Raw genomic sequence first — 20,864 nt, 5'->3', positions numbered from 1 at the left:
CGGGGCGGGGCAAACGTCTTCTCGTCACGTCTTCTCGCATTGGGGCATGCTCCGCGTGCCCCCGTCAGGCGGCAGCCGTGCCCGCCCTTCTCCGCGGTCTCCAGCCCGGCTTGGGAATGGACTCGATCAGGCGCTGGGTGTACGGATCCTGCGGACTGCCCAGGACGGTTGCGACCGGACCGTGTTCGACGGCCCTTCCCGCCCGCATCACCAGCACGTCGTCACTGATGTGCCGGACTGCCGCGAGGTCATGCGTGATGAACAGCAGGGCGGTCCCGGTGTCCGCGCGGATCCGCGCGAGCAGGGCCAGGATCTGCGCCTGGATGGAAACGTCCAGGGCCGCGATCGCCTCGTCCAGGATCAGCACCCGCGGCTCGGCCGCCAGTGCGCGTGCGATGGCGACGCGCTGACGCTGTCCGCCCGACAGCGCCTTGGGCAGGGAACCCGCCTGCCGGTCGTCCAGGCCCACCATGTCGAGCAGCTCCTCCACCCGGTCCCGGAGCTGGTCCGAGGGCGGGCGCCGGTGCAGCAGGACCGCCTCGGCGACGGCGTCGCGCACACGCTGGCGCCGGTCGAGGGACGAGTAGGGGTCCTGGAAGACCATCTGGATCCGCCGGCCGCCGGCGCGTCTCCCGCGCGATCGCGTCCGTCCCGGCCGCCGCTCGTCGCCCGCGACGACGACGTGTCCGCCGCTGGGCGTCTCGAGCCCGGCGATCATGCGGGCGGTGGTCGTCTTGCCGGAGCCCGACTCGCCGACGACCGCCAGGGAGCCGCGCTCCGGGAGCGAGAAGGTCACGTCGTCCACCGCGACGAAGTCGCCGAACACCTTGCGCAGGTTGCGCACTTCAAGCATGTCTGCCTGCCTCCTCGGGCGAGAACGTGTGGGGGAAGTGGCAGGCCGCCGTGCCGTCACCGGCGGAACGCGGTAGCGGTCGGTCGCTGCGGCACAGCTCCCGCACGCGGGGACACCGGGCGCTGAAGGCACACCCGCGGGGCACTTCGAAACCGGACAGGGGCCTGCCGGAGATGGCACGCAGCTCCGCGTCGGCGGCGTCGACCGAGGGACGGGAGGCGAGGAGGGCGCTCGTGTACGGGTGTGCGGCGCCGCCTCGCAACCGGCCGGCGGGCAGTTCCTCCACCGTCGTGCCCGCGTACATCACCGCGACCCTGTCGCACACGGCGGCCGCCAGTTCGAGGTCGTGGGTGATGAACAGCATGGCGAGCCCGCGGGCTTCGCGGGTCTCTCCGATGATGGCCATCACCTCTTCCTGTGTCGTGACGTCGAGCGCGGTGGTCGGCTCGTCGGCGAGCAGCAGCCGCGGTTCGGCGGCGAGCGCGGCGGCGATCATGACGCGTTGGAGCAGGCCGCCCGACAGCTCGTGGGGCCGTTGCCGCATCCGCCGCTCGGCGTCGGCGATGCCGACCTCCCGCAGGATTCCCACGACTTTCGTGGTCGCGGCGGCGACCGGAACACCGCGTGCGGTGGTCAGCCCCTCGATCAGGAAGTCGCCGACGCTGCGGGCCGGGTTGATGTGGGCTCTCGGGTCCTGGAACACCATGGCGACATCGGCGGCACGGAACGCGCGCAGGCGCTCCGGCCTCATGGCCGGTACGGACTCCCCCGCGAACAGCAGGTCTCCGTGGACGCGCGCGCCCTTCGGCAGCAGTCCCAGTACGGAGCGTGCCGTCAGGGACTTGCCCGATCCCGACTCGCCCACGAGGGCGACGGCCGTGCCCTCGGGGATGCTCACGTCGGCGCGGTGGACGACGGTGCGCACGGCCCCGTCGAGGGGCAGGTCGATTCTGAGCGCGTTGATCTGGAGCAGCGGTGGTGAGCTCATGCGTTCTCTCCGAGCAGGCGTCGGGACAGCCCGGTCCCCAGCAGGTTGAACGCGACGACGACGACCAGGATGGCGAGGCCCGCGTACAGCGACTGCTGTGGATGACCGGCGAGGATCGAGGGGGATCCGTTGGCCACCATCAGTCCCCACTCCGGGTCCGGGGGCTGGCTGCCGAGGCCGAGGAAGGAGATCGCGGCGACGTCGAGCAGGGCGTACCCGAAGCCGATGGTGGCCTGGACGAGGACGAGCGGCAGCAGGTTGGGCAACAGGTGCCGCAGCCAGATGCGGGTGGTGGGGGCGCCGAGGAGCCGCAGTGCCGACACGTACGGCAGGTTGCGTTCCTTCATCGCGGCCGACCGGACCACGCGGGTGATCAGGGGCAGGTAGGCGATCGACAGGGCCACGAGCGGCGCGGTGAGTCCCGCTCCGAAGACGGCCGCCACGAGGACGGCCATGATCAGGCCCGGGAAGCCGAACACGACGTCCAGAGCGCCCGAGATGAATCGGTCGATCCAGCCGCCGAACCAGGCGGCGGCCAGCGCGAGGAGGGTGCCGAGTGTCGTGGAGACGGCTATCACCACGGCGGGGGCGGCCAGGCTGGCCCGGGTACCGGCGATCAGCCGGGACAGGATGTCGCGTCCGGTGTCGTCCGTGCCGAACAGATGGGCCGCGGAGGGACCGGCGTTGACATTCAGCGGGTCGACGGCGTTCGGATCGTGCGGAGCGATCAGTGGCCCCAACACGGCCAGCAGGACGAACAGGGCGACGACACATCCGGCACCGAGCATCAGGCGGTCCCGGGGGCGTCCGGTCCGCGGCTCGGGGGTGGTCCGGGTGAACAGGGCGGAGGTCATCGGGCCCCCTTCTGTGCGGCTCGGGGGTCGAGTGCGGCGCTGACCAGGTCGACGGTGGTGTTGATGACGACGAACACGACCACGAAGATCAGTGACACGGCCTGGACGACGGCCATGTCCTGCTTGGAGGCCGCCTCGATCATGAGAGCTCCGAGTCCGCCTGTGCCGAAGGCCTGCTCGGCGACGGCGGCGGTGGCGATGAGGCCGGCGATGCCGACGCCGGACACCGCGAAGACGGGGGCCGACGCGTTGTGCAGCACGTGCCGTCTGATCACCGTCCATTCGGGTACGCCGCGGCTGCGTGCGGTCTCCACGTGCTCCGAGCGCGTCTCCGCGCGGACCGCGGTACGGGTCACCTGGGCGACGTAACCGATCCAGGTCATCGCCAGCGCGAAGGCGGGCAGCGTCAGGTTGGAGAGGGTGCCGGTCAGGCCCTCGCCGGAGCCGTAGACCGGGAACCACGGGAGCTGGACGGCGAAAAGCCAGATGAGCAGGACCGACATGACGAAGGTCGGCACCGCCATCGCGCCCGCGGTGAGGGCCGTGGTGAGCGTTTCCGTGCGGCCGCCGCGCAGCGCGGCGAGGGTGCCGATGGCGGTGCCGACGGTGAGGACGAGGACGGAGGCATACCCGACGAGGGCGAGGGTGTCGCCGGCCCGCGCGCCGATGAGGTCGGCGACGGAGTCGCGGTAGACCAGGGACTGGCCGAAGTCACCGTGCAGGCAGCCGCTCAGCCACTGCCAGTACCCCTGGATGAACGGATCGTCCAGGTGGTATTCCTGGCGGATCCCCGCCAGGACCGCGGGGTCCGGGTCGCGGCTGCCGCCGACGAGCAGGGTGGCCGGGTCTCCGGGTGTGAGGAACATGGCGCCGTAGATCGCCAGGCTGGAGACGAGCACGGTCACGACGAGCATGCCGAGCCGGGTGGCGAGGAAACGGAGGTTCAACTGGGGTCACCTCCGTCGCCGCTCGCGGGCAGGACGGTCAGGCGCAGCCGGGAGGGGTGGGCGGGTCCGGTCCGGAGCGTCTGCAGGCTCGCCTTGGGAGCGGTCGTGAGCCACGGGCTTTCCCGTGAGCCTGAGTTGGGCAGGTGGTTCGGGAAGTCGCTGCCGGCGATCATCAGTGCGAGTCGGTGACCCGGGCGTACCCGGTAGCCGGTGTGGCCCAGGGCGATCTCCACCTCCCTGGGGCCGTCGGCCTGCGCACAGCCGCGCACGATCAGGCGCGCCGTGCCGTCCGGTGCGAGATCGAGGAGGCGCACGAACACGTCGAACGTCGGTGCCGTGCTCTCCACATGCAGCACCGCGTGCACGGGGCCGGCCAGGTCGAGTGGTGTGCCGGAGGCGGTGCTCGTGAACACGAGGACGTCGTCCCGGTCGAGGGTGCGGCGCTCGTCGACGTGGTCGCGCAGCTGCATGAAGGTGTCTGCCGCGGCCGACGGCACGAGATCGTCCGGGTCGTAGCGCCACTGCGCCGATTCCGGTCCGTCGGCCGCGTCCGGGGCGAGCTTCCCCCCGGGGACCGTGCCGGCCGCCGCGGCCGGGTCCGTCAAGTGCAGCTCGGTGACCGTGGCTTCGGGCAGCGGCCAGGTGGAGGCGGTGTGCCAGCCCTCGTGGCCGAGCTTCCAGCGCACGCGGGGCAACGACTCGGGCCGGGCGGTGCCCTTGAGGAAGACGTCGAAGAACTCGACGGCGGGACCCGTGTAGGAGTCGAGCATGCGCTCCAGGGCGGCGTCGTCGACGAGGTGGTCGGCTTCGGGCGACACCGGGGCGTTCTCCAGGAAGTAGTTCTCGTGGTCGATGGTGTCGGCGATCAGGTACTGCACTGCCGCCCATCCGGGACGCCGGGCCAGTTCGGTGTAGTCCCGCATGTGGGCGATGCCGAGGTTGTCGAACCAGCCCACGCAGTGCAGGACGGGCACCGGTCGCGCCTCATAGGGATGAGGCCCGTTGTACGGGGCGAGGGGGATGCCGCCGACGACGAGGTCGAAGCCGGCCGAGCGCTTGCCGATCGCGGCGAACGCCTCGTCGTACGCGGCGACGAGCGGACGCCTCGTGAGATCGACGTCGAACTCATAGGTGTCGTCGTCCGTCCAGACCTGCGCCTGGTAGGTGGCTCCTTCCAACCACAGGGGCTGTGGGCCGGAACCGGTGTCGTAACTGGCGATACCGGGGCCGTTGTTGGTGCAGGTGACCCGGGGGACGATCGCGCGGAGAGCGGGATGCTGACTGGAGACCGCCGACCACTGGGTGAATCCGTAGTAGGAGTCGCCGAACATCCCGACGGTCCCGTCGGACCACGGCTGGCGGGCGATCCATTCGAGGGTGTCGTACCCGTCGTCCACTTCTCCGGTCCAGCCGAGCGTCTGCCCCTGCGAGCGGAACTTGCCGCGGACGTCCTGGACCACCATGACGTAGCCACGTGCCGTGAAGCGTTCCGCGATCCGGTCGAAGAAGACGTATCGGCTGTTCTTGTCGTACGGCAGACGGACCAGCACGCTCGGTGCCGGACTCTCCGGATCGGCGCCGTACACATCGGTGGCCAGGAGCACACCGTCACGCATGCGCACCATGTGCTGCTGCGCGTGCGACGGGACGGGCTCCGGGGTGACGCGCTTGATGGCAAGGCTCATGAGGCCTCCACGGAAGCAAGGTGAAAAAACAGCGTGATATAACAGAGTTGCATTTCGCTTGTTCAGCGTCAACCCCCCTCTGAGCTAGGTTGCTGCCATGCCGATCGACGTCGACGAAGTCCAGCGCCGCAAGGCAATCGCCCAGGCGACCCTCGCTGTTGCCGCCCGTGAAGGGGCGAGCGCGGTCACCATCCGTGCCGTCGCCAAGGAGCTCGGCGGCTCCACGGCGATGGTCACCAACTATGTGCCGACACGGACAGCTCTGATCACCAACGCCGTCCGTGCGGCCGAGTCCCGGTGGCGGACCGACCTGGAAGCCCGCCTGGGCGATCTGGTCGGCGTGGATCGGCTGCGGGCGACGGTGGAGTGGCACCTCAGCACCGAACCCGAGGACCTGCTGTTGCGGACACTCTGGGTCGAGATGCTCTCGTCGGCGCACAACGACCCCGCCGAGGTCGACCGCCAGGAACCACGTGAAACGCGCCAGGAGCTCCTCGAAGCGTCGGCGGCCGCAGGCGTTCCGGACGCCGGCCTCGCCGCCGACGTCCTGTCACTGCTGACTCGCGGCTACTACGTCTCCACCATGGAGGAGCCCGCCTATTGGACACCGGAGCGGGCCGCCCGGGTGGCCGGCGCGGTCGTGGACGCCCTCATCGACGACTGAGAAGGCCTGGTGCACATCGGTGGAATGACCGATGTGCGGGAGGCGGGGGTGTCGTCATAGTCCTCGGGAGATCGTTCGCGGGTGGCCGTCGTGCGCCCGGCTTTCGAAGAGGACCTTCCATGGACACGTATGCGGATCTGGTGTTTCTCGGCGGACGGGTGGTCACGGTCGACGCCGAGTTCTCCGTCACCTCGGCCCTGGCCGTGACCGGCGGAATTATCAGCGCCGTCGGTGGGCGGGACGACGTCGCGCCGCTCGTCGGGCCCGGCACCCGGGTGATCGACCTGCGCGGGGCAACGCTGCTGCCGGGTATCAACGACTCCCATCTGCACGGCTGCGCGTTCGGCATGGCGACGCCACCGCTCTCCGTCGACCTCGGCCACCCCACCGTGTCCTCCCTCGCGGACGTGGCCGAGGCGGTGCGGGTGGCCGTCGGGCGAGCCCCGGGCGGGCAGTGGATCACGGGGCACGGCTGGGACACCGGTTACCTCCAGGAGTGCGTCACCGATCCGTCGCGGCTGCCCTCGCGGCACGACCTGGACGACGTGAGCCCGGACCACCCCGTCGTCCTGTACTCCTTCTCCGGGCACGCCACCTGGGTCAACTCCAAGGCGCTGGAGCTCATCGGCGTCGACCGGCACACCCTGGCACCGCCCGGCGGGGCCGTCGTCGTGGACGACGCCGGGGAGCCGACCGGCCTGCTCCACGAGGGCGCCCAGGCCCTCATCCAGAACGCGCTGCCGCCGCTCAGCCGGCAGGAGCGGACCGACGCGATCAGGTCGACCCTCGCCACGCTCGCCCGGCTCGGCGTGACCAGTTACACCGAGCCCGGGCTCGGTCCCGGCGGCGACGGCATCATGCGGGGAGCGCTCGGCACGCAGACCCTCGACGTCTACCGCCGACTGCTGGCCGAAGGGGAACTGACCGCCCGCGTAGGCGTCCTGCTCCTGCCCACCGGGATGGCGGGCACGGCCGAGGAGTTCGCCCGCACCCTCACCGCCCTCGGCGAATCCGGAGGGTCCGGCGACACGGATCCGCGCCGCCTCGCCATCCACGGGGTCAAGGTCTTCGCCGACGGCATCGTCCCCAACAAGACGGCCTGGATGAACGAGCCGTACGTCGGCGGTGGCTGCGGCTCCCTGTGCGTCGGCGGCGAGAACGACACCGAGCGGACCGCCGAGATCGGCGCCATGGTCCGGCATGCCCACACCGCCGGGTACCAGCTGGGCGTCCATGCCACCGGCGACCGGGCAGGCGACACCGTCGCGGACGCCTTCGCCGCGGCCATGGCCGAGTATCCGCGACCCGACGCCCGCCACTACGTCATCCACGGCGACTTCCTCACCGCCCACAGCATGAAGGTCCTGGCCGCGCACGGCTTCGGCGTCAACATGAACCCCACCATCAAGTGGACCGTCGCCGACATGGAGGAGGAGTTCGTCGGCGCCGAACGGGCCGCGTACGCATGGCCCTACCGCGACGCCATCGACGCCGGCGTGCGGGTGGCGAGCGGTTCCGACGCCCCGGTCACGTTCCCGGACTGGCGCCAGGGCGTCGCCACCATGGTGCTGCGCGAGTCGAAGGCCACCGGCCGGGTCAGCGGCCCCGACCAGCGCATCGGCCTGGCCGAGGCGATCCGTACGTACACGATCGACGCGGCCTGGCAGGACTTCGCCGACGACTGGAAGGGCTCCCTGGAGCCGGGCAAGGTCGCCGACCTCTGCGTACTCGACGGGGACTTGCTCGACGCCGACCCCCACGACATCCCGGAGATGCCCGTGGTGCTCACCGTCGTGGAAGGGCGGGTCGTGCACGACGCCCTTCGCGATTGACGTATCCCGGGCACATGATCATCCTTGGCGGATGGCAGCGGAGCGGAGCACGGCGGACATCCTGGACGCGGCCGTCCACGTCCGTGAGGCCGCCCGGAGCGCCACGAGCGGCGAGACCGGCGTCGACGCGGTCCTCGCGGCGCTGTCGGAGGTGATGGCGTACGACCACGCCTCCCTGGCCCGGTGGGATCCGCTGCGCCGACGCCACACCACCCTGGCGGGAAGCTACCCGGACGACGCCACGGCCTACATCGAGACCCGCCTCCACCACGACCCCGTGTTCCCCGTGCTCCGCAGCCCCGCCCGGGGCGGCCTCTGGCTCAGTGACGTCCCCGGGCAGCTGCTGGCCGCCTCCCCCGGCTTCCAGGAGGTGCTGCGTCCCCTGGGCGTCGAGGACGGCGTGGCCCAGTGCCTGTTCGCCGCCGACGGCCGGTACGTCGGGATGCTGAACGTCAGCACCCGCCGTCCACGGCGCACGTCCGACCCGGCGCGCGCCGTGGTCACCCTGCTCACCGAGGCGCTCGCCGCGGCCGTCGGCTCCCCGGCGTGCGCACCTCCCCGCCGGGTCGCCGCGGATGCTCGGCGACCCGGCGGCCTCTCGCCACGGGAACTCCAGGTGCTGGCCGAACTCACCACCGGCCGCACCAACCGTGAGATCGCCGAGCGGCTGCACATCACGCCGCGCACCGTGGGGACCCACATCGAGCACATCCTCGCCAAGCTCGACCTGCCCAACCGCGCGGCCGCCGCCGCCAGAGCCGCCGCCTGGGGCATCGAACCCTCCCGCTGAGGCACCTCCGCCGACGATCCCGGGACCGTGTGCCGACAGGTCCGGTTCCGTCACCGATGAGTTAGGTGCAACCTTTCGGTTGCACTGGATGGCGAGAAGTGCAACCATTGAGTTGCAGCGAGAGAAACGAGGGAGAAAGCCATGAACGACACCACCCACAAGGGCGCGGAGCTCGACGAACTCGACCGGATCGCCCGGCAGATCGACATCGACGCCCCGGCCGACCGGGTATGGGAGCTGGTAGTACGGCCCGGCTGGTACATCAATGACGGCGCGGTCGAGGACGAGCAGCACCTGAGCCACGAGGGCGACGTGGCCGTGGTGCGCCACCCCTCGCTGGGCGAGTTCCGCTTCCGGACGATGGAACTGGACAAGCCGCGCTACGCGGCGTTCCGCTGGATCGGAACCCCGTCCCGGGACGAGTCGACACCCTCGACCCTGGTCGAGTTCTGGATCGACGAGCGGGACGGCGGCGGGGTGACCCTGCGCGTGGTGGAGAGCGGGTTCTCCGGCCTCGCCGACGATCCGGCGGCGTGGCTGAAGGAGCGCGAGGGCAACGACAAGGGCTGGCTCACCGAGCTGGCGGCCGCGAAGGCGTTCGTCGAGAAGAGCGCGTCGGCCCCGACGGGGCACTCGTGACCGCCCCCGCCCTTCCCGACGTGTGTGCCGCGCTCGGCGACGCGACGCGCTGGGAGATCCTCACCCGGCTCGGCGAGGGCCCCATGTCGGCGTCCGCGCTTGCCAGGGTCCTGCCGGTGAGTCGGCAGGCGATCGGCAAGCACCTGGAGGTGCTGCGCGAGGTCGGGTTGGTCGAGTCCGAGCAGCGCGGGCGCGAGGTCGTGCACGTCGCCGTCGGGGCCCGACTCGGCGCGCTGGCCCACGAACTCGACCGGATAGGCCGCTCCTGGGAGACCCGTCTGTCGCGGATCAAGGAACTGGCGGAGCGTCCCCGACCGGACGCCACGGGCTGACGACCTTCCAGGCCGAACCGGGCCGCGCGTCTCACGCCTCTCCCGGGACCGCCATCTCCCCGAGCAGGGACCAGTCCTCCTGCGGGACCGTGACGTTGACGATCCGGGGCGTCTCCACCAGGTGGGGCGGCAACGTCCTCCGGGCCTCGGCGAAGTGGCCGGAACCGACGTGGGCGGCACCGGCCTCTTCGTCGCGGAACGCTTCGAGCAGCACGTACTCGGTCGGGTCGTCGACGCTGCGGGACCAGTCGAACCACAGGCACCCGGGTTCGCCGCGGGTCGCCTCGGTGAAGGCGCGGGTGATGTCGGGCCAGGCGTCGGCGTGCTCGGGCCGGACGCGGAACCTGGCGGTGATGAAGATCATGGGTGGGCCTCTCGGACGTGCGGGAACGGCCGTTCCGACGGGCAGGGGATCACGAACACGCGTCCCCGGACGCGTCGGACGCGGGTGAGCCACCGCCGGGCCGGCGCAGCGGCCCGGCGAGTGGTTCGGCGAGTGCTTCGGCGAGTGCTTCGGCGAGTGCTTCGGTCACCCTTGGGTCGGGGTGAGCACCACGAAGTCCGCGTTCGACGGATCCACGCACACGGCCAGCCGGCCGACGCCCTCCGCGTCCTCGGGGCCCATCTGCACCCTGCCGCCCTTCTCCGTGACCGCGGCGACCGCCGCGTCGCAGTCGCTGACGGCGAAGACCGGGTGCCAGTACGGTCGGCCGTTCGCCAGGGCGAGATCCTGTTCGCGGACCTCCATGAGGCCGCCGTGCATACGCTCCTCGGCAAGGCCGGCCGGAGTGATGAGAGAGTACGTGCCCCCTCCGCCCGGCAGCGCCATGTCACCGAACTGCCAGCCGAAGACACCGCCGTAGAACTCCTTGGCCGCCGCCGCGTCGCTCGTGTACAGCTCGGTCCAGCACAGTGAGCCGGGCTGGTCCACCAGCTCGACACCCTTGTCCTTCCCCGGCTGCCATACGGCGAACTGGCCGCCCGAAGGGTCGCTGTACTGGGCCATCCGGCCCCAGTCGTCGAGATCCATCGGCGCCACCCGCACCGTGCCGCCCGCGCTCCGCACGGTCTGGGTCGTGGCGTCCGCGTCACTGACGCAGTAGTAGATCATCCAGGCGGGGCGCGCGCCTTCCTCGGTGAGCTTGCCGAGCCCGGCGACGACCTTGCCGTCCTTGCGGAACATGCCCCCTTCCATGTCCTCTCCCATGGACTCGTAGTCCCAGCCGAACACGGCGCCGTAGAAGGCCGCGGCACCGCGGACGTCGGGGGTGCCGAGGTCGAGCCAGCAGGGAGAGCCGGGGACGAAGTCGTTGGTGATCACGGCGATACCCTTTCGCAGGTCCTGTGTGGACTCAGCGTGACACCCCGCACTGACACACGCCCGTCGTGCTGGTCCGGTCCGCACGGGCTCCCATGACCTGTACTCCCCTTACCTGTGCCGTTACCTGTGCTGTTACCCGTGCTGCTGCGTGTAGTGCGCGCGCAGCAGGTCCGCGCCCCAGTCGTGGCGGACGTGCCGCCAGACCGAGTGGGCGTGGTTGCCGTCGTCCTGGGTGTTGTCGTACTCGATGAGCAGGTCCGGGGCTCGGACGCAGTAATAGTGCCGGTCCCCGGGTGCGCGGCCACCGGCCCAGGCGAAGGAGAGGGCGTCCAGTCCACGCGCCACCATGTCGGACCAGCACTCCCGCGCGTACTCCGCGGGCGCGCGGTCGAGGTAGCGGCGCACCAGGCGCTCGAGCAGCCGCTGCTGGCCGGGGGTCATGGCGCCGTACGGCAGGCCGGCCGGCAGCAGGTCCGGATCGGCGAACGGGTCGGCGCGGGTCAGGATGTCGTCCGGCGGCGCGGCGGCGAAGACCGCCCTCGCCCGTCGGCCGACGTCCAGGTCCGTGACCAGGTCCCGGGCCAGATCCTCCTCCGGCCCCAGCAGCCGGCGCCCGGCCTGCGGGCCGTCCGCGATGCGCGCCGGCTCCGCACCGATGAAGTGCGGCGTCACCCGGATCCCGGCCGCCGTGATCAGTACGTGTACGGCGAGGTGGTGGCCGTTCATCCGCCAGCCCCAGGGACCGTCACCGTCCGGGTCGCCCAGCAGCCGCACCCAGTAGCGGTCGGCCCCCGTGGCGCCGACCATGGCGCGGCGGTGCCGCTCCACCTCGATCGCGCCGCGCGCCAAAGCCGCGCCCGGTGCACTGTGCGCCGCGGCCAGCAGCGCATCGACAGCCTCGCGCTGCCGGCCGCCGAGACCCTCGGTGGGCAGACCGGGGCGCGGGCCCGGCAGATAGGTCCACTCCCGCAGTTCGGGCGCGTCCAGCCTGGCGGGCCCCGCTCGCAGCTCGCTCACCTGCTCCGGCTCCAGCACGGAGAGCAGCGCACGCACCGCCTCCCGCATCTGCGCGGCCGCCGCCTCCGATCGATGCCCGTCCACCGTTTCTCCTCCCCCTCGGCCCTCGACGCGGCGCGTCCTCGGGGCGGTGCCACACTTTGCGATACATGGTCCGCCACCCGGCCGCGAGGGACACCGTATTCCCGGGTCGGCGGACACGCGGGAATCCTCCCGCAACCGGAGGGCCACCGTCACTCGTGCACCTTGCACGTTCTGGCGCAAATAGCGCATCGGACGTGACGGACGCGGGTAGCCTGCCAGATATGCCAGAGACGGGGTCCCCTTTCACCGGCGCGTCCGAACTGCTGTCCACAATCGGGGAGTTGGTTCAGCGGCCCCGGTTTCTGGCCAGGACCTCGGACGACGAAGTTCGAGGCGAGCGGCCACTACCGCTGGTGTGTCTCGTGCGCGACCGAGGTACGGACGATTTCCTCTCCGCACTCAATGAGCGGCTGGAGGCGTCCGACCACCGGTCCTCGGTACCCCACGCCTATATCGACGCCCACTCGGTGGAAGACTCGGTGACGGACCGCTGGCAGGATGTCCAGGACCGGTCGCTCCCGCTGATTCCGCTGCTCGACGAGCTGAGGACCAAACTCGCCGGCGACCGCTTCGGCCCCGGGCGTCCCTTCCGCTTCGACTACTACCGGCTGGCCGACTGGCTGACCGGACAGCGGCTTTCGCCCACGCCGGGACGCCACGAGCAACAACTGGCCGACCTGCTGCGCCATTGGAGTGGCCGGGCGCACCGGTCGGACCCCGGCGCTCTCACCACCTCCACGGCCGCCGCCCCCTCGGCCTTCAGCCTCATCGGATCCACCCTGTATCTGCTCGTGGAGGTCGGCCGCCGTATGGGGCTGCGCTGGCTGGGGCGGCGCAGCCCCGGCCTGGGGCGGGAGGCACGCTGGTTCATGCGGCGACAGCCGTTCATGGTGCCCCGCCACTCGACCAGCTTCCGCGGGTTCGCCGAGCGGCTCACGGAACGCGGCCGGGAAGCGGAGAGCCCCGAGCAGATCAAGAAGCTGCTGGTGCACGCGTTCCTGGAAGATCTGCGCCGGGCGTACCGCCGTCGACGCTGGGTCGTCTTCCCCAAGCGCTCCGGATGGCGCCGTACGACCTACACGACCGTCCTGCTCGACAATCTCACCGAAGGCAATGGCGGCTGGGAACTGCTGCGGCTCATCAGCGAGGTCCGCAACGAGACCGGAGAACTCGACCCCCTCCTCGTCGTCGCGGCAACCGACGAACGCCCGGCCGCGCTCGAGGCAGGGGACTCCGGCACTCTCTGGAGTCCCCAGGATGCCCCTGCCGCGCTGACGGCGTGGCTGGACAACCTGCCCAGCAAACGGCAACGCCTGGTGGAGAACGCCCGTTACCTGTGGATCGCGCTGCCGCCCTCGCAAGTGAGCCGGCCCGACGGCCGGGAAGCCCGGGTGAGACCAGGGGGCTTCCGTCCGCCCTCGCCTCCCTTGCTGGCCCGACGGGGCATCGGTGAAACCCTGCTGACGATCGCCATGGTCCTGGTGCTGCTTCCCGTGACCCGGAACGTCATCGACTCGTGGGCCGCCGAGTGCGTCTACTTCCGTTCCGGCTTCCACGACGGCGTATCGGTCAAGACCGTCGAGATCGGCCCGGACGACCGCCAGTGCATCGGCTACAGCGACGACGCCGTGCAGATCTTCGGCACCAACCAGCGCCTGCGCTGGGCCCAGCAGGCCATCTTCGCGCAGAACGAGGCGGCGAAGAAGCTGCACCGCCAGCAGCCCGGCCGCCCCTATCTCAGCATCGTGCACTTCGTAGGGCTGACCCACCGAGAGGCCGCGCCCGACACCGATCACGCTGCCGCGGAGGAACTCGAAGGGCTCCTCCTGCGCCAGCGGGCACAGAACGTCAAGTCCAAGACGCAGCCGCTCCTGCGTGTCATCGTGGCGAACGGCGGAGACGGTATGCGCAAGGCGCCCGAGGTGGCGCGTGACATGCTCCGACCGCTGTTCGACAAGGATCCCTCGGTGGTCGCTGTGGTCGGGCTGGACCGCACGGTCAGGGAGACCGAGCAGGCGATCACCGAGATCGGCCTCGCCGGTGTTCCGGCCATCGGTACCACTCTGACCGGTTCGGGGCTGGGTGACAGATCGCCGCTGTACTTCCAGATGGTCCCGGACAACACGGTGCAGGCTCAGCTGATCGCCGGCTACGCGCAGCTGCTCGAGGCGCGGAAAGTCACTCTGTACCATCCTGAAAAGACGGACAGTTACATCGACACCCTGGCCGAGGCAGCTGATGCGGAGCTGGGCGAGCGGAACGTGCCTGTGGCAGAGGCGACTTGGGATGAATCAGCCGGTGAGGTCGCTTCCCTGTGTGCGGACGGCGTCGACCGGAGCGATGAGATCGTCTACTACATAGGGCGCGAGGACGACTTCGGGGACTTCATCCGATCCGCGACCAACGGCTGTACCAGTCAGCGGAAGCTGCCCCTCATCGTCGCCGCCGACGCGGTCTCCCGGTTCGTCGCGCAGGGGGAGAATCGTAAGCAGAGTGCGCTGGCGAACAGGTCGATGTCGTACGTCGGGATGGGCAGCCTCGTCACGCTGGCGGGTGCGTCGTGCTCACAAGAGGGGCGTCCCGCGCCCCTGATGGGAATCGGGACGCCCTTGGACGCGTTCTGCGCGGGCTACGGAAAACTCCGCACGGAACTCGGGAAGGCGCTGCCCGAGAAGGAGTCACCGCAGACGCCGTGGCCGGCCGAACGAACCGGCACGGCGTACGACGTGGCGGGACTGCTCGTCGAGGCCACTTCCACATTGCACCAGCAGTTGGACACAGAGACGAAGGAAGCGGCGCCGCACCGGGCGGCGATCGCCCAGGAGCTGCGGGAGAACACCTACCAGGGGGCGACCGGGAAGATCGACTTTCGGGCGTCACGCATCGGCAACGAGCGCAATCTCGCGATCCTGCGGATCGCCAATATCCACGACATGGGCTCCGCACCCACCTGCCTGTACATGAAGGGCGACCTGTTCGACGCGCAGCAGCAGCGCGCCCCGGACACCGGTTGCCCCGAGTAGCGGCTCACCCCTCGCCGCGTGCCTTCATCACCGCCCTGTTCAGCACCCACAGCCCGATGCCGATGACCAGCAGCACGCCCGCCCGGATGTAGACGTGCGCGGGCCGGTCGGACAGAGGACTGGCCAGAATGAGGGAGGTGACCGCGCCCAGCACCGGCAGAGCGGTCGGCGTACGGAAGTGCTTGTGCTCGACGCGGTCGCGGCGCAGGACCAGTACGGCGATGTTGACGACGGCGAAGACGCACAGGAGCAGGAAGGCCGTGGTGTCGCCGAGGCCCGCGATCTCCCCGGTGGAGACCAGTCCGATGGCGAGCACGGAGACGAAGACGATCCCGACGACCGGCGTACGTCGCCGGGGAAGAACGCGGCCCAGGGCGCGCGGCAGGATGCGTTCGTTCGCCATGCCGTAGCAGAGCCGGGAGGCCATCATGATGTTGATCAGTGCCGAGTTCGTGACCGCGAACAGGGCGATCAGCGCGAACAGCTTCGGCGGAAAGTCCAGCCCGCCTGCCTTGACGACCTCCAGCAGCGGGCCGCTGGAGCCCTCCAGCACGCGGTAGTCGACGAGCAGCGAGGAGACCAGGGCGACCAGGACGTAGATGGTCCCGGTGACGGCGACGCCGATGAAGATGGCACGCGGAAACGTACGCACCGGATCCTGGGTCTCCTCCGCCATGTTGACGGAGTCCTCGAAGCCCACGAAGGCGAAGAAGCCGAGGGCCGTCGCCCCCAGCACGCTGGTGATCAGTGCGTAGCCAGTGCCCCCGGCCTGGAACTCGCCGAGCCGTGAGGGGTCGCCGTCTCCGGTGAGGACCGCCCAGGCACCGACGGCGAGGATGACGAACAGGCCGGTCAGCTCGACGACGGTGAGGACCACATTGGTCTTCACCGACTCGGACACGCCGCGCAGATTGAGGGCCGCGAGGGCGAGGATGAAGAGGATCGCGATGAGAGTGGGCGGGAAGAAGTCCGTGAACTCGGCGAGGTAGTCGCCACTGAAGGCGCGCGCCGCCGCGCTCGCCGAGGACAGACCCGAACACATGACCATGAAGGCGACGATGAAGGTGAGGAACGGTACCTGGAACGCCTTCTGGGTGTACAGCGCGGCCCCGGCCGCCTTCGGATACTTGCCGACGAGTTCCACGTACGAGGCCGCTGTCAGGATCGCCACGACGAACCCGATGACGAACGGCAGCCACAGCGCCCCGCCGACCTTGCCCGCGACCTGACCGGTGGTCGCGTAGATGCCGGTACCGAGGATGTCGCCGATCACGAAGAGGATCAGCAGTTTGGGACCGATGGCCCGCCGCAAGGGAGTGTCGTCGCCCGCTCCCTCCGGCGCAGCAGTGGCGTCTCGTCCGCCTGTGGTCACGGAGGCTCCCCCCTGAAGTGTCTGGTACTGAACAACGTCTCCCCTGCCCGGAGGGCCGGTGGATCATGCCCGGGCATACTGCACTCGGAAGCACGCCGACGGGACCGACGCCGGCGGACTTGCCGCATGCCGGGGCTCGGCACCGGGACGAGGGAGACCGACGTGGAGGCTCTTCAGGCCGGGTCCACGTCGGTGTGCAGCAGGTGGTGGTCCGAGTACTGAGTGGGTCGCACGCGGTGTTCGAGCGGGGTGATGCCTCGCAGGAAGACGTAGTCGAACTTGCTCTGCCAGTCGGTGGTCGGCTCGCAGGAGCCGGCGGGCGAGGGGCGGCACTGGGGGTCCGTGTCCGCGGCCAGGGCCCACATCGGGGCGAGTTCGGGAGCGTCCGGCACGGCGTTGAAGTCGCCGAGCACGACCGCGCGATCGTGCCGAGCGACCTCAGCCGCGAGTACGCCGGCCTGGTCCGCTCGGACTGCTTCCTGACGTCGCTGGGCGAGGTGCGTGTTGAAGACCCGGACGGGCTGACCGCCCACCAGGGTGGTGACCGCCATGTACCCGCGGTCTTCGGAACCACCGTCGGGGTATTCCACGTGGACGCGGTCCGTCATCGGTGCTGCCGAGAGGATCGCCTGGCCGAAGCCCCCCGGATTCCACGGCACTCCCCCGCAGCGGCCCCGGTGTTGAAGGACCATCCCGTACTCGACGTGATAGACCAGCCCGTAAAGGCTCTCCAGATGATCCCGGATCCTCTCGACGTCACGCACGCACGCTTCCTGCAGGCCGATGACCTGGGGCGCGTATGTCGCGATCTCCGCCGCCCGGTCGACGTTGCTCACCTCGCAGGGGTTGCAGATGTTCCACGTCATGACCCGGTTCGGGACGACATCCCCGACGGCATCGACGGGGAGTGACCTCACGAAGAGGGCACCGCCCGGTGTGCTGGGGCCGACGAGCAGCATGCAGACCACGGTCATGGCGCCTGCGAGCAGCCACCTGCCCCTTGCGAGCACCATCGCCTCCTGATTTGTCGATCCACATGGCATCCGACGTCTCCACACGCAAGGTTATGGGACGGGGCGACACGGACGGCTTCGTCGATGGCCGCCCGGTTCGGCCGCCCGGTTCCGGCAGTTGGGGGACGGACGTCGTCGTGACCAACTGCGATGCTAGCTTTGCCTCTTGAGCCAGGGGACAGCACATGACATCGACTACGTTTCGTATCGGCGGGGACCTGGGAGTACGGCGGCTCGGGTTCGGGGCCATGCACTTGTCGACGGAGCCGGGTGCGGCCCGCGAGAACTCTCTCGCGGTGGCCCGGAGGGCCGTTGAGCTGGGCGTCACTCTGATCGACACCGCGTATATGTACGGCGGGGGCGCCAACGAGGAACTGCTGGCCGAGGCCCTGCACCCTTACCCGGATGGGCTGCTGATCACCACCAAGGTCGGCCTTGCCCGATCGGGTCCTTCAGGCGAGTGGAAGCTCGATGGGCGGCCGGCCGTTCTGCGCGATCAGGTCGAGCGGGCCTTGCGCCGGCTGCGCGTTGAACGGATCGAGCTGCTCCAGTTGCACCGGATCGATCCGGAGACGCCGCTCGCCGATCAGCTCGGCACGCTGCGGGACCTGCGAGCCGAGGGCAAGATCGGCCGGATCGGGCTGTCCGAGGTCACCGTGGACGAACTTGACCAGGCACGGCGGATCGTCGATGTCGCGAGCGTGCAGAACCGCTACAACGTGCTCGACCGCGAGCACGAACCGGTACTCGCCGCCTGCGAGTCCGCGGGGATCGCGTTCCTGCCGTGGCGTCCTGTCGCCTGGGGAGATTCCGGAGCGAGGGCCGAGGTAGCCGCTGTGGCGGACGAACTCGGTGCCACTCCCACGCAGGTTGCGCTCGCATGGCTCCTCGGCCATTCGCCCGTCGTCCTCCCGATCCCGGGCACCGCCCGGGTGAACCACCTGGAGGAGAACCTCGCCGCGGAACGCGTCCACCTGACGTCCGGCCACCGCGATCGCCTCGACCGGCTGTCCGACCTGGCGTAGGCCCTGACGCCCGGTACGGAACTCCTAGCCAGGGCCGGCAGTCCGCTCGGCCGGTACCTCGGAGTGGTGAGGGCAGGAGGCGGCGACCACGAAGGGCCACACCGACTGGATGAACGTCACGACGCGTTCCGCGACGCCGGCGTTACCGTGTCGGTGCATCTCGATCAGGAACCATGCTCCACCGGCGGCCATCAGGACGGTCACCACGATCGAGGGCGCAAGCCTCAGAGCCCAGGGGGCGGCTGCGCCGCCGTTGGCGGCCAGTACCGGCCACACTGCCAGAAGTGTGAATCCGACTGCCACCACCGTTCCGTGACGCAGTGAACCCCCGCTGGTCGGTGCGGGGAGCAGTGCCACCGCCAGCGCCGCGAGACCGCCGCCGCCCAACGCCACGCGTCCGGCGGTGGCAGCTGTCCGCAGTCCCCAAGCCGTCAGCAGGTGGCAGGCGCCCAGAGCCAGGAACGCCGCCGTCATCACCCAGAACCCGGAAGCCCCGTAGGCCCCCAGGGCGCTGATCGTCTCGGTGACGGGGTCGTAGGCGGGCCCTTCGAACAGTGCCGCGCCCGTCCAGCCTCCGATCAGCAGGAGGGGCGCACACCCCGACGAGAGCAGGACCCATCTGGGGGCAAGTCGCATTGGATCACCATAAAACGTCACCCCCGCCCGGAGCCGAACCCGGGGCTTCTCCGGCCGCGGCATGCGCGGCACGCCGCCCGACGGAGTGGTCAGGCGGCGTGGCAGAGCACCGCGGGGGCGGCCGGGGCGGAGTCGCGGGCCACGGTCGCGGGCACGGGGCGAGCGGTGGGGACGGTGGCCGCGACCTGCGAGCGATGCCGTGCGAAGACGACGAGGCGCAGCACCGCGAACCGCGCGACACCGGCGAGTGCGGAGGCGGACAGGTAGACGACCTGCTCGAGCACCGCACCGGGCGCCGCCACCAGCTGGTGAAGGGCCAACGTCGCCGCGCAGGTCACCGCGTACGCGGCCGCCGCGGACCCGGCCGACTGCGCGTGCTGGCGCCGGGTCGCGTGCCCGCCCGCGCCGAAGGTGAAGCGGGCGTGCAGCTCGGTCGCGAGCAGGGTGGAGCCCGCGGTGATCAGGGCGTTGGCCAGCATCCAGGGGATCCAGAGGGCGACGACCGCCACGGCGAGGCTGGAGGCGATCCCCACTCCGCCGCCGCAGAGCACGAAACGGGCGAAGGAAGTGAAGGGCCCGGGTGCCCGCTGCCGACTCTGTGCTATTTCCATGATCCGCCCCCTGCCGGCTCACCAACGAAACGCGCACTTCCCGATCCGTGCGACTGTCGCCCCGCTGTTTCCAACATAGGAAACGCTACGTTGCGTTCACTATGTAGGCAACCGAATTTTTGCACGTGAGCGCTATTGCCACAGGCAGAACGCTTTTAATCGTTGCAATGTCCCGAACTTAATGCAACGAACTCTGTTGCCGCTCGTTGCAATGGCGGAACCACTGGGCGTCCGGCCCCTACGCCACCGCATAGTCTTTCCCTCATGACGCGCGCGTGGGTGTTGCCGATGGCGTTCGTGGTCTGCGGCGCACTCGTCGGGCGACGAGACCGTGCCGACCGTCATGGTGGCAGGCCGACCGCACGTCAACCCCGACCCTGAATGGCTGCGCGGACAGATCCCTCCGACCGCTTCCTGAACGGCGGGGCGAGCGGCGCGCTTCAGCCCACCCAGGCACGCGCCTCGTGTTGTGCCTGGGTGGGCCGGGGGTCAGTGGCCGGCGGCGACGCCGGACAGTTCGTTCGTGCTCTTCGGCAGCGTCACCGACGTGACCTTCTCGCCGGACTCGATGTCGACGGCGTGCAGCTTCCGCTGGCCCGGTTCGGAGACGTACGCGGTGTGGTCGCGGACGAAGAGGGTGGGCCGGGCCTGCTGCCAGTCCAGCGGCTCCTGCCACTTGTCTGCGTATCGCCTTGCTCACTGTGTGTGTTCCTTTCCGGCCGCACGGAGGCGGCGTCGGTGTCTCTGTCGGTGGCGGCCGGTCGTGCCAGCGCGGTGGCGCGGTGGCGCGGTGGCGCGGTGGCGCGATCGTGCGGTCGTGCGGTCGTGCGGGTTCAGTCGCCGGGGAGGCCGTCGGTCATCGCGGTGGTGTTGGCGCGCATCATCTGCAGGTAGGTGCCGGCGCCCTTGCCCTTCTCGGTCAGCGACTCGGAGTAGAGCTCGACGACGCGGACCCCGCCGCCCAGTTCCGTGCGCAGCACCTCGGCCGGCCGCTTGGGCTGGGAGGAGTCGGCGAACACCGTCCGGACCCCGGCCTCCCGCATGGCTTCGGTGAGCGAGCGCAGGTCGGAGGAGCTGGGCGAGGCCAAGGTGGTGCCGCTGGGGAGCACCGCACCGATCACCCGGAAGCCGAAGCGTTCCGCGAGGTAGCCGAAGACGTGGTGGTTGGTGACACCCCG

Annotated in this window: 19 protein-coding genes and 2 pseudogenes; 7 read left to right on the top strand and 14 right to left on the bottom strand. The window is 70.2% G+C overall.

Features of this window, described 5'->3' with window-relative positions:
• Positions 1-64 precede the first annotated feature (64 nt).
• The 5 genes from RI578_RS37500 to RI578_RS37480 are packed head-to-tail and all read right to left on the bottom strand — an operon-like array spanning position 65 to position 5,327.
• Positions 65-853, bottom strand: coding sequence for an ATP-binding cassette domain-containing protein (locus tag RI578_RS37500; RefSeq protein WP_310875251.1), 789 nt, complete (start codon positions 851-853; stop codon positions 65-67).
• Positions 846-1,841, bottom strand: a complete 996-nt coding sequence (locus tag RI578_RS37495) for an ABC transporter ATP-binding protein (protein WP_310875250.1) — start codon at positions 1,839-1,841, stop codon at positions 846-848. Before RI578_RS37495 ends, RI578_RS37500 begins: the two co-directional genes overlap by 8 nt.
• Positions 1,838-2,695 (bottom strand): ABC transporter permease, encoded by an 858-nt coding sequence (locus RI578_RS37490; RefSeq protein ID WP_310875249.1) that lies wholly within the window; start codon positions 2,693-2,695, stop codon positions 1,838-1,840. Before RI578_RS37490 ends, RI578_RS37495 begins: the two co-directional genes overlap by 4 nt.
• On the bottom strand, positions 2,692-3,642 hold the full coding sequence (locus RI578_RS37485; RefSeq protein ID WP_310875248.1) for an ABC transporter permease: 951 nt from the start codon (positions 3,640-3,642) through the stop codon (positions 2,692-2,694). The genes RI578_RS37490 and RI578_RS37485 overlap by 4 nt, the downstream gene beginning before the upstream one ends.
• On the bottom strand, positions 3,639-5,327 hold the full coding sequence (locus RI578_RS37480; protein ID WP_310875247.1) for a CocE/NonD family hydrolase: 1,689 nt from the start codon (positions 5,325-5,327) through the stop codon (positions 3,639-3,641). Before RI578_RS37480 ends, RI578_RS37485 begins: the two co-directional genes overlap by 4 nt.
• Positions 5,328-5,424: 97 nt before the next feature.
• On the opposite strand from RI578_RS37480, the gene RI578_RS37475 reads away from it, so the two are divergent.
• The 5 genes from RI578_RS37475 (at position 5,425) to RI578_RS37455 (ending at position 9,584) form a co-directional block, all read left to right on the top strand.
• On the top strand, positions 5,425-5,991 hold the full coding sequence (locus tag RI578_RS37475) for a TetR family transcriptional regulator C-terminal domain-containing protein (protein ID WP_310875246.1): 567 nt from the start codon (positions 5,425-5,427) through the stop codon (positions 5,989-5,991).
• Positions 5,992-6,110: 119 nt separating this feature from the next.
• A complete protein-coding gene (locus RI578_RS37470) occupies positions 6,111-7,823 on the top strand; it encodes an amidohydrolase (RefSeq protein WP_310875245.1) in 1,713 nt (570 codons plus the stop codon).
• A gap of 31 nt (positions 7,824-7,854) precedes the next feature.
• Positions 7,855-8,613, top strand: a complete 759-nt coding sequence (locus RI578_RS37465; RefSeq protein WP_310875244.1) for a LuxR C-terminal-related transcriptional regulator — start codon at positions 7,855-7,857, stop codon at positions 8,611-8,613.
• A gap of 141 nt (positions 8,614-8,754) precedes the next feature.
• Entirely contained in the window at positions 8,755-9,252 is a 498-nt protein-coding gene (locus RI578_RS37460; protein ID WP_310875243.1) for an ATPase, read from the top strand.
• On the top strand, positions 9,249-9,584 hold the full coding sequence (locus RI578_RS37455; protein ID WP_310875242.1) for a metalloregulator ArsR/SmtB family transcription factor: 336 nt from the start codon (positions 9,249-9,251) through the stop codon (positions 9,582-9,584). The genes RI578_RS37460 and RI578_RS37455 overlap by 4 nt, the downstream gene beginning before the upstream one ends.
• Before the next feature lie 31 nt (positions 9,585-9,615).
• Here RI578_RS37455 and RI578_RS37450 read toward each other — a convergent pair whose 3' ends face one another.
• The 3 genes from RI578_RS37450 to RI578_RS37440 all read right to left on the bottom strand — a co-directional run bounded on the left by RI578_RS37450 (position 9,616) and on the right by RI578_RS37440 (position 12,006).
• Positions 9,616-9,948 (bottom strand): putative quinol monooxygenase, encoded by a 333-nt coding sequence (locus RI578_RS37450; RefSeq protein WP_310875241.1) that lies wholly within the window; start codon positions 9,946-9,948, stop codon positions 9,616-9,618.
• A gap of 165 nt (positions 9,949-10,113) precedes the next feature.
• Positions 10,114-10,905 carry a VOC family protein gene (locus RI578_RS37445; RefSeq protein WP_310875240.1) on the bottom strand — a complete coding sequence of 264 codons (792 nt, stop codon included), beginning with the start codon at positions 10,903-10,905 and terminating at the stop codon, positions 10,114-10,116.
• A gap of 132 nt (positions 10,906-11,037) precedes the next feature.
• Positions 11,038-12,006 (bottom strand): DUF3500 domain-containing protein, encoded by a 969-nt coding sequence (locus RI578_RS37440; RefSeq protein WP_310875239.1) that lies wholly within the window; start codon positions 12,004-12,006, stop codon positions 11,038-11,040.
• A gap of 362 nt (positions 12,007-12,368) precedes the next feature.
• On the opposite strand from RI578_RS37440, the gene RI578_RS37435 reads away from it, so the two are divergent.
• Positions 12,369-15,029 (top strand): hypothetical protein, encoded by a 2,661-nt coding sequence (locus RI578_RS37435; RefSeq protein ID WP_310875238.1) that lies wholly within the window; start codon positions 12,369-12,371, stop codon positions 15,027-15,029.
• Between the two features lie 4 nt (positions 15,030-15,033).
• Here RI578_RS37435 and RI578_RS37430 read toward each other — a convergent pair whose 3' ends face one another.
• Positions 15,034-16,401 carry an APC family permease gene (locus tag RI578_RS37430; protein ID WP_310875237.1) on the bottom strand — a complete coding sequence of 456 codons (1,368 nt, stop codon included), beginning with the start codon at positions 16,399-16,401 and terminating at the stop codon, positions 15,034-15,036.
• Between the two features lie 173 nt (positions 16,402-16,574).
• A complete protein-coding gene (locus RI578_RS37425) occupies positions 16,575-17,414 on the bottom strand; it encodes an endonuclease/exonuclease/phosphatase family protein (RefSeq protein ID WP_310875236.1) in 840 nt (279 codons plus the stop codon).
• A 185-nt stretch (positions 17,415-17,599) separates the two neighbouring features.
• Between RI578_RS37425 and RI578_RS37420 the strand changes: the two genes are divergently transcribed.
• Positions 17,600-18,439 carry an aldo/keto reductase gene (locus RI578_RS37420; protein ID WP_310875235.1) on the top strand — a complete coding sequence of 280 codons (840 nt, stop codon included), beginning with the start codon at positions 17,600-17,602 and terminating at the stop codon, positions 18,437-18,439.
• 24 nt (positions 18,440-18,463) lie between these two features.
• Here RI578_RS37420 and RI578_RS37415 read toward each other — a convergent pair whose 3' ends face one another.
• From RI578_RS37415 to RI578_RS37400, 4 genes and pseudogenes are all read right to left on the bottom strand, one after another.
• Entirely contained in the window at positions 18,464-19,075 is a 612-nt protein-coding gene (locus tag RI578_RS37415; protein ID WP_310875234.1) for a DUF998 domain-containing protein, read from the bottom strand.
• Between the two features lie 89 nt (positions 19,076-19,164).
• The gene (locus RI578_RS37410) at positions 19,165-19,686 is read right to left on the bottom strand and encodes a hypothetical protein (protein WP_310875233.1); all 522 of its coding nucleotides are present in this window, start codon (positions 19,684-19,686) and stop codon (positions 19,165-19,167) included.
• A gap of 489 nt (positions 19,687-20,175) precedes the next feature.
• Positions 20,176-20,361, bottom strand: a pseudogene (locus tag RI578_RS37405) (hypothetical protein); the annotation flags it as partial.
• Between the two features lie 158 nt (positions 20,362-20,519).
• Positions 20,520-20,858 (bottom strand): annotated as a pseudogene (locus tag RI578_RS37400) (metal ABC transporter solute-binding protein, Zn/Mn family); the annotation flags it as partial.
• Between the last annotated feature and the right edge of the window lie 6 nt (positions 20,859-20,864).

The organism is Streptomyces sp. BB1-1-1 (genome assembly GCF_031597775.1).
Classification (GTDB): Bacteria; Actinomycetota; Actinomycetes; order Streptomycetales; family Streptomycetaceae; genus Streptomyces; species Streptomyces thinghirensis.
This window is presented reverse-complemented; position numbering and strand designations above follow the sequence as displayed.